Here is an 8,093-nt window from a genome sequence, read left to right on the forward strand (position 1 = left end):
GCCCGGCCGGCGACGGCCGGGCGAGCGCGGCCGAACTGCATGCCGCCGACATCGACCCGGCCGCGGTGGCCTGCGCCAGGCGCAACGTCGAGCCGGCCGGTGGCCGCGTCTACCTTGGCGACCTGTTCGCCCCGCTGCCCGCGGCGCTGCGCGGCCGCGTGACGATCCTGATCTGCAACGCGCCGTACGTGCCGACCAAGGACATCGGCACGCTGCCGCCTGAAGCCCGTGACCACGAGCCGCGCGCCGCCCTCGACGGGGGTCTGGACGGGCTGGCCGTGCTGCGCCGGGTGGCGGCGCAGGCGCCACGCTGGCTCGCGCGTGGCGGCCGCCTGCTGGTGGAGACCAGCGACCGCCAGGCGCCGCCGATGGCGGCGGCGATGTCCGCGGCCGGCCTGACCGCGCGGGTGCACGGCTGCGCCGGGGAAGGCGCCACGGTGGTCACGGGGGAAGCACCGTGACCATCCGGGTCAGCGCCGCGCAGCGCCGCGCCAGGCTCATGGCCAGGCACCGGCTGTCCGCGCCCGCCGCGACGGTCACCGAGGCCGCCGAGTCGGTGGTCGCACTGCACGCCACCGACCCGGTGACCGTGTACCTGTCGGCGTGGGCCCGCACCCAGGCGGCCGGCACGGTGGCGGTGGACGAGGCGCTGTTTGAGACGCGAGGGATCGTTCGGATGCTGGGAATGCGCCGGACCATGTTCGTGGTTCCGGCCCCGCTCCTGCCTGTCGTGCAGCGGGCCTGCACGGACGATGTCGCACGCCGGCTGCGGCGGCAACTGGAGCGGGACCTGGGGAACGGGGGCATCGGCGGGGCGGACGTGGCCGGCTGGCTGCGGGACACGGAGGCGGGCGTGCTGCGGGCGCTCGCCGCGCGGGGCAGCGCGACCGGCGCGCAGCTGTCAGCCGACGAGCCGCGGCTGCGGACGCAGCTCGTTTACGTGCCGGACAAGAGCTACGGCGGGGCGGCGAACATCACCAGCCGGGTGCTCGTGCTGCTCGCCGCCGAAGGGCACATGATCCGCGGACACCGCCGCGGCGGCTGGTCGTCCGGGCAGTTCGAGTGGTTCCCCGCGCAGGCGTGGCTGGCCGACCCGGATGGCGCCGGCGGGGCGGACGGCGCCGGCCTTGACGCGGCGGCGGCACGGACCGAGCTGGCGCGGCGGTGGCTGCTCGCGTTCGGGCCCGCGCCCGTTTCCGACCTGCAGTGGTGGGGCGGCTGGACCGCCGCGCAGACCAGGGCCGCGCTTGCCGCGCTGCCGGTGCGGGAGGCGGACCTGGACGGGCAGCCCGCCATCCTGCTCGCAGGCGACGAGGATTTCGGGGATCGCGCCGGCCCGGCGGCGGCTTTGCTGCCGGCGCTTGACCCTACCCCGATGGGCTGGCAGTCGCGCGGCTGGTTCCTCGGTCCGCACGGCGGGGCGCTGTTCGACCGCACAGGCAACATCGGGCCGACGGTCTGGTGGGCGGGCCGCGTCGTGGGCGGCTGGGCGCAGCGCGCGTCCGGCGAGGTTGCCTGGCGGGCGCTTGAGGACGTCGGCGCGGAGGCGTCGGCCGCCATCGCCGCGCACGCGGCCCGGCTGGAGTCCTGGCTGGGCGCTGCCCGGGTGACGCCGCGCTTCCGCACCCCGCTGGAACGCGAGCTGTCCGCTTAGCCGGTCATAGCCGGTCATAGCCGGTCTTTGCCCGCACGGCCGGCACTTCAGGGACGTTAGCCTCTCCGGCGCGAGCGGTGCCCGAGGGATGCTTTTGCCGTAGCCGTGGCGGCCAGCCGCGGGGGCTGGCTCACCAGGCTGCCGGACGACGGGAAGGGGGTCGAGTGCGAGGTGAAGCTGATCACCGCGATCGTCAAGCCGGAACGGCTCGACGACGTGACGCTTGCAGTGACCGGCGCCGGGGCGCGCGGGATGACCGTGACGGAGGTCCGCGGGTTTGGCCAGCAGTACGGGTACCAGGCCGCCGTCCATCCGGCGGATCGCCCGATCCTGATGCTGCCCAAATTGCGCGTTGACGTTATCGTCGCCGACGAGGCGGCCGGGCCGGTGGCCGACGCGATCGCCAAGTCGGTCAACACCGGCACGATCGGCGACGGGAAGATCTGGGTCTGCCCCGTGGACAGCGTGCTGCGGGTCAGGACCGGCGAGCGCGACGGCGCCGCGGCGTGAGCCGCCGGGTGCGCGGGCAGTACGTCGAGCGCTACCAGTACCGCGGCTGGCCGGGGATGGTTTCCAGGTCGGTGATGAGCAGGTCGCGGTCTTCCTGCTCGGCGATGTCCGCGGCAGCGGCCAGGGCCTGGTCGGTGTACTCCCTGGCGAGTCCGGCGTCCCCGGCGACAGCGTGGGCGCGGGCCAGCGCCTCGCAGGCGAAGGCGAGATCCCAGTCGCCTATGCCGTTCTCCTGGCACAGGTCGAGAGCCCGCCGGGCATGGTGCAGCGCGGGCTCCGCGCGCCCGAGGACGGCGTAGACACGGGAGATCTGCCATTCGCCGCGGGCCAGGTGCGCCGGGGTCGCGGTGGGAACCTGGCCCCAGTGATAGCGGGAGGCATGCGCCGCGTGGATCATGCGGTCGTCGTCGGCCCTGGTCCGCCTCTCCTGCTCGAGCAGCCGCCAGGTCTCGTTGAACAGCTGCGCGGCCAGCAGCCTGGCGTCGGTGACGGTGCCGGTACCAGGGGCGCTCATGGCGGACGGGACCGTGGCCTGCGGGTCCGGCTCTGTCATGCGGCTAGCGCAGTTCCCAGGCGGGGCCGGCGGGGGTGTCGGTGACCTGGACGCCGAGCCTTTCCAGTTCGGCGCGGATCTCGTCGGCGCGGGGCCAGTCGCGTTCGCCGCGGGCCCGGGTGCGTTCGGCGATGAGGCGCTCGATCGCCGCCACCTCGGCCGGGTCGAGGTCGGAGACCGAGCGGCGGCGGTCGATCGCGCGCGGGTCCAGGTCGGCCAGGCGCAGGCCGAGCAGCGCGTCGGCGGCCGCGACGACGACGCGCAGCCCTTCGGTGCCGACGTCGGGGTCGCGCAGCGAGTCCTGCAGGGCGGCCAGGATCTTCGGCGTCGCCAGGTCGGCGGAGATCGCCGCGTCCAGCTGGTCCAGGTATCCCGCCGCGGCCTTGTCGCGGTCACCGGCCTCGTCGTCGGTGAGCAGCGCCCGCGCCGCCGCGAGCGTCTCGGCCACGGGCAGCGGGCGCAGGAGCGCGACGCGGGCGACCAGCCGGCGCAGCGTCGCCTGGGCGGCGTCGACCGCCTGCGTGGTGAAGTCGAGCTGGCTGCGGTAGTGGCCGCCGAGCAGGAACAGGCGGTAGGCCATCGGGTGATAGCCGGCCTGCTCGAGGTCGGCCAGCCGCGGGCCGCCGCCCGCCGACTTGGCGATCTTGGCCGCGTTCATCAGCAGGAACTCGTTGTGCAGCCAGAACCGCACCCACGGCCGCCCGTCGCCCAGGTACGCCTCGCTCTGCGCGATCTCGTTGACGTGGTGCAGCTCGCGGTGGTCCACCCCGCCGGTGTGGATGTCGAAGTGCTCGCCGAGCAGCGCGATCGACATTACCGAGCACTCCAGGTGCCAGCCCGGCGCGCCCCAGCCCCACGGCGACTGCCAGCGCATGACGCGGCGGACCCCGGGTTCCTCGGCCCGCCACAGGGCGAAGTCTGTCTTGTTCCTGCGGCCCTCGACGTGCTCGACCCGCGCGGCCTCCCGCTGCCCGGCCAGGTCCATCATCGCCAGCGCGCCGTACCCAGGCGATTTGGACGTGTCGAAGTACAGCCCGGACGGCAGCAGGTAGGCGTAGCCCTTCTCCTGCAGCCGGGCCGCGAACTCGATCATCTGCGGCACGTACTCGCTGGCCCGCGGGTACTCATCGGCGGGCAGCACGTTCAGCGCGGCGATGTCCTGAAAGAACGCCTGCGTGTAGAAAGCCGCGATGTCGGCCACAGAACGGCGCTCGCGTGCCGCCGCGACCTCGAGCTTGTCCTCGCCGGTGTCGCTGTCGGCGACGGCGTGTCCCACGTCGGTGATGTTGGTGACGTGGCGGACGGGCAGGCCCTTCCAGCGCAGCGTGCGACGCAGCGTGTCGGCGAACACATACGCCCGCATGTTGCCCAGGTGCGGGAACGAGTAGACGGTGGGACCGCAGCTGTACAGGCCTACGACAGCCGCGGACGGCGTGAAGTCCTCCGTCCGCCGTCCGAGCGAGTTGTAGAGCCGCAGCTGGTGACCGGTCGTCACTGTCCCTCCCTATGTCGCAAGCCATGATAGGGGCGGAGGGGAGGGGGGTGTTATTTACTCGTACAGGCGGCTGATCTCCGCGGCGTAACGGTCGGTGATCACCCGGCGGCGCCGCTTCAGCGTGGGGGTGAGCTCGCCGGTCTCGGCCGTCCACTCGTTCGGCAGCACCAGGAACCGGCGGACCTGCTCGGGCCTGGCCAGGTGCGAGTTCGCCGCGGCGACGGCGCGCTCGATCTCCGCGAGCACCTCCGGACGCCGGGCGAGGTCGGCCGGCGACGCCGCCTCGATGCCGTGCTCGCGCGCCCAGGCGGGGGCGGCCTCGGGGTCGAGCACGATCAGCGCGGTCACGTAGTTACGCCGGTCACCGATCGCGCACGCCTGGCCGACCAGCGGGTGCCGCTGCAGCTCGTACTCGATGAGGGCGGGCGAGATGTTCTTCCCGCCTGAGGTGACGATGAGCTCCTTCTTCCTGTCGGTGATCTTCAGGAAGCCGTCGGCGTCGACTTCCCCGACGTCGCCGGTGTGCATCCAGCCGTCCGCGTCCACCGCCTCCGCCGTCTGCTCCGGGTCCTTGTAGTAGCCGCCCATCACGAGCGGGCCGCGGACCAGCACCTCGCCGTCGTCGGCGACCCGCAGCTCCATGCCGGGCAGCGCGGTGCCGACCGCGCCGACGCGGGTCCGGCCCGGCGCGGCGATCGTCGCCGCCATCGACAGCTCGGTCATCCCCCAGCCCTCGGTGAACGGCAGCCCGAGCGCCAGGTAGAACTCGATGATCGCCGGGTCGAGCGGCGCCGCGCCGCTGGAGGCCAGGCGGCAGCGGTCCAGGCCGATCCGGGTGAGTACCGCCTGCCTGACCTGCTCGGGCAGGGCGCGGACAGCGGCAGGGGCTACGTCGGGCAGCGCGGTCCGCAGCGCGGCATGCAGCTTCTCCCAGACCCGCGGGACCGCGAACAGGGTGGTCGGGTGCACCTGCCCGGCGACCTGGAACAGCTGCCTGGGGTCCGGGCAGTGCGCCAGCGTGATCGGGTAGGCCATCGCGCCCCAGTGATCCACCGCCCGGGCGGTCACGTGCGCCACCGGCAGGTAGGAGATCAGCCGGGCGGAGCCGTCGTCGTCGCTTTGCGCCTCGCGCGGGAGCACCCGGTCGATGGACAGCTGCAGGAAGCGCACATTGCGGTGGGTGAGCATGACCGCCTTCGGCTGCCCGGTGGTGCCTGAGGTGTAGATGAGCGTGGCCAGGTCGTCCGTTTCCACCTGACGCCAGGTCTGCTCGAAAAGGCCGGGCGAGCGCTCCGCCTCGCCGTGGCCAAGGCCGGCCAGCCGCGGCCAGCCGATCGCATCGGCACTGCCGCCGTCGATCACGATGACCTGGCGCAGCTTCGGCAGCTGGCCCCGGATTGACATCAGCCTGGGCAGGAACTCGCGCTCCACGATGGCCACGCTCGCGTCGCAATGGCCGGCGATATACGCGGCCTGCTCGGCGGACACCGTGGGGTAGATGAACACGGGGACGCCGCGGGCATGCATGACGGCGTAGTCCGCGATCGTCGCCTCCGGCCGGTTGCGTGACCAGATCACCGCGAACTCGCCCGCCCGCAAGCCGATCACGCCGAGACCGAGCGCCAGGTCGCGTACCTGCTCATGCGCCTCGCGGTAGGTCAGCGACCGCCATTGCCCGTCTTCGAGCCAGCGGTGGGCCTCGGCATCCGGCGCCGCCGCGACCGTGCCGGCGTACGTGGTGAGCAGCGTGCTGTCGGCGATCTCGGCCTCGATCGCGGCGCGCTCCGCGGCGATGCCTGCCGGCGTTCCTGACCACTCCAGTGTGGACATGCCGAACATTGTCACCCCTCAGCCGTGCGGTGGCTAGGTGGCCAGGGAGTAAACCGGCTGGCCCGCCCCCCCGTACGGAGGGCGGGCCAGCCGCCAGGCCCCGATGTTCATGTCGCCGTCCTGGCCAGGTCCGGCTCAGATCAGTTAGATCAGGACGAACAGGTCGCTCTGCCTGATCGACACCACCTGACCGTTGGCGCTCAGGAGGGAGGCGGTGTACTGGTAGACGTTCCCGCTTGTCCCGGGTCCCACGGTCGCGGTTGCCGCGAACGTGGCGAACTGGGCGCCTGGCGTCCAGCCCGCGGAGGCCCCGAACTTGCCCGGGTTGGCGAAGGCTGGGCCGGTCGGCACCAGCCCCGGCGCGGGCGCCATCGTCGTGATGTCGGCGCAGCTGATGAGCAGGGTGTACTCCTCCGTCTGCACCCCGGTGCCTGCCACCATCTCCACGGTGACGTCGTACGGCCCGCCGTTCGGCGCGTTCGGCGCGTCGTCCTCGACTGCCGGCGTCGTCACCTGGCTGACGAAGATGTCCGTGATCTCGGCGTCGTTGAAGTTAGGCATTCCTTGTGCCCCCTTGCGATGTTTCTTCCCGTATGCCGGAAGAATTCCGGCGCTGATATAGAGGGCCGGCACCCCCGCTGGATACAGGTCATCCGGTACCGAAACAGACGAACGGGGTGAGCGGCTCGCCGGCCGACGCGGGGATCCCCGCCAGCGCGAGGGCCTCGGCGGGGCGGGAGCCCGCCGACAGCGCGCGGTGATAGGCGGTCATGATGCCAAGCGCGGCGTCGTCGGCGACCCGGCTCACGCTCGAGATGACCGTGGGCGTCCCGATGTGCAGCAGCGCCGCCGTGAAGCCGAGGATCTCCTCTCCTGGCCTGACGACGGTGCGGCCCACGTCGCAGGCGGACAGCACGACCTGCCTGGGCGGCACGGACAGCCCCTGGATGTCGTGGGCCATCAGCGGCCCGTCGGCCAGGTCGAGCCGGGAGAACAGGACGTTCTCCCTGTCGTGGTGGCCGTGCGCGGCCAGGTGCGCCAGCGGCGCGCCGTCGAGCGCGCGCAGCGTCGCGTCCACCGTCGCGGCGGCGGCGACCAGCGGCCGGGAGCCCGGGTAGACGGCGGCGATCTCGGTGACCTCGGGCACCGCGTGTTCCAGGCCTGGGCCGGCCACAAGCACCGGGCGGGACGCGGGGGCGGGCGCGGCGGACGCGAAGCCTGCGGCGGCGCGCCAGGCGGCCAGCCAGGAGGAGGCGGACGGGCAGACCGTGACCGGGCGACCGCGCAGCCCGGGGAGCATCCCCCACGGGACGCCTGCCAGCGCGCCTACCGGGACGATGACGAGGCCGGCCTGGCCGAGCACGGGCAGCAGCGGCGCCACGATCTCGGCGTCGAGCACCGATGTCTGCCGCCGGACCGACTCCCTGATCACCGCCTCAAGCCGGGTCGGGAGCCGGCGCCCGGCCAGCGCGTCCAGGTCCGCGGTCAGCCGCCGCGCCGCCTCCGCCGCGGCGCCGAAGTCGCCGAGAGCGGTCAGCCGCACCCGCCCGGCGGCGATCGTCACCGCGAGCATGTGCCCGTCGCGGACGGCGATGCTGGCCAGCACCTGCCCGCTTTCCGCGAGCGCGGCGGCGACCGCGCCGGCCTGCGCCGCGGCGACCGCCCCGCCCGGCCCGATGGCCCGCCAGCTACGCTGCCTGACCTGACGTTGCAGTTCGGCGCGCCTGGTCAGGTGGGCCGGGTCGGGTGGCGCGCCGCCCAGCTCGGCGGTCCGGATCAGGAAGCTGAGCTGACGCAGCTCGGCGAGCACCGCGGCTGCCTCCGGGTCGGCGGGCGGCCGGACCGGGCGGACCCGGAACGACTGGGCACGCGACCGTTCGAGCCACGCGAAAACCTGCCACGCGGAACCGTGATCGAGGACGAGCCGCAGGCCGCAGTTGGCGAGCTCGGCGCCAAGCGCCGCCGTCCCGGTCTGCAGGTCGAGGCTGCCCAGCTGGCCGCGGCGGGCGTGCAGCGCGGCCAGCCCGGCCCGCAGCTGCGCCAGCGCGGCG

General features: G+C 73.5%; 7 protein-coding genes and 1 pseudogene. 3 read left to right on the forward strand and 5 right to left on the reverse strand.

Going from position 1 to position 8,093, the window contains the following annotated elements; genetic code table 11:
- From Q1N79_RS30265 to Q1N79_RS30275, 3 genes and pseudogenes are all read left to right on the forward strand, one after another.
- Positions 1 to 461, forward strand: a pseudogene (locus tag Q1N79_RS30265) (putative protein N(5)-glutamine methyltransferase); the annotation flags it as partial.
- The gene (locus tag Q1N79_RS30270; protein ID WP_300614547.1) at positions 458 to 1,654 is read left to right on the forward strand and encodes a crosslink repair DNA glycosylase YcaQ family protein; all 1,197 of its coding nucleotides are present in this window, start codon (positions 458 to 460) and stop codon (positions 1,652 to 1,654) included. The pseudogene Q1N79_RS30265 and the gene Q1N79_RS30270, both read left to right, overlap by 4 nt.
- Before the next feature lie 105 nt (positions 1,655 to 1,759).
- Complete coding sequence (locus tag Q1N79_RS30275) at positions 1,760 to 2,164, forward strand: P-II family nitrogen regulator (RefSeq protein ID WP_300614548.1); 405 nt, start codon at positions 1,760 to 1,762, stop codon at positions 2,162 to 2,164.
- Positions 2,165 to 2,195: 31 nt separating this feature from the next.
- Here Q1N79_RS30275 and Q1N79_RS30280 read toward each other — a convergent pair whose 3' ends face one another.
- From Q1N79_RS30280 to Q1N79_RS30300, 5 genes are all read right to left on the reverse strand, one after another.
- The gene (locus Q1N79_RS30280) at positions 2,196 to 2,717 is read right to left on the reverse strand and encodes a hypothetical protein (protein ID WP_300614549.1); all 522 of its coding nucleotides are present in this window, start codon (positions 2,715 to 2,717) and stop codon (positions 2,196 to 2,198) included.
- 4 nt (positions 2,718 to 2,721) lie between these two features.
- Positions 2,722 to 4,212 carry a cysteine--tRNA ligase gene (gene cysS, locus Q1N79_RS30285; RefSeq protein WP_300614550.1) on the reverse strand — a complete coding sequence of 497 codons (1,491 nt, stop codon included), beginning with the start codon at positions 4,210 to 4,212 and terminating at the stop codon, positions 2,722 to 2,724.
- Between the two features lie 54 nt (positions 4,213 to 4,266).
- Positions 4,267 to 6,042 carry a long-chain fatty acid--CoA ligase gene (locus tag Q1N79_RS30290; RefSeq protein WP_300614551.1) on the reverse strand — a complete coding sequence of 592 codons (1,776 nt, stop codon included), beginning with the start codon at positions 6,040 to 6,042 and terminating at the stop codon, positions 4,267 to 4,269.
- A gap of 144 nt (positions 6,043 to 6,186) precedes the next feature.
- Positions 6,187 to 6,603 (reverse strand): hypothetical protein, encoded by a 417-nt coding sequence (locus Q1N79_RS30295; protein WP_300614552.1) that lies wholly within the window; start codon positions 6,601 to 6,603, stop codon positions 6,187 to 6,189.
- 88 nt (positions 6,604 to 6,691) lie between these two features.
- Positions 6,692 to 8,093 (reverse strand): CHAT domain-containing protein (locus tag Q1N79_RS30300; protein ID WP_300614553.1); only part of this gene is annotated, 1,402 nt, incomplete at its 5' end.

This window comes from Trebonia sp., from assembly GCF_030042015.1.
In the GTDB taxonomy this organism is placed as follows: domain Bacteria; phylum Actinomycetota; class Actinomycetes; order Streptosporangiales; family Streptosporangiaceae; genus Trebonia.

Bases quoted from the DNA above. Each gene is read 5' to 3' on its own strand.
- Q1N79_RS30295 (WP_300614552.1), bottom strand. From the start codon at position 6,603: ATGCCTAACTTCAACGACGCCGAGATCACGGACATCTTCGTCAGCCAG.
- Q1N79_RS30290 (WP_300614551.1), bottom strand. From the start codon at position 6,042: ATGTCCACACTGGAGTGGTCAGGAACGCCGGCAGGCATCGCCGCGGAG.
- Q1N79_RS30280 (WP_300614549.1), bottom strand. From the start codon at position 2,717: ATGACAGAGCCGGACCCGCAGGCCACGGTCCCGTCCGCCATGAGCGCC.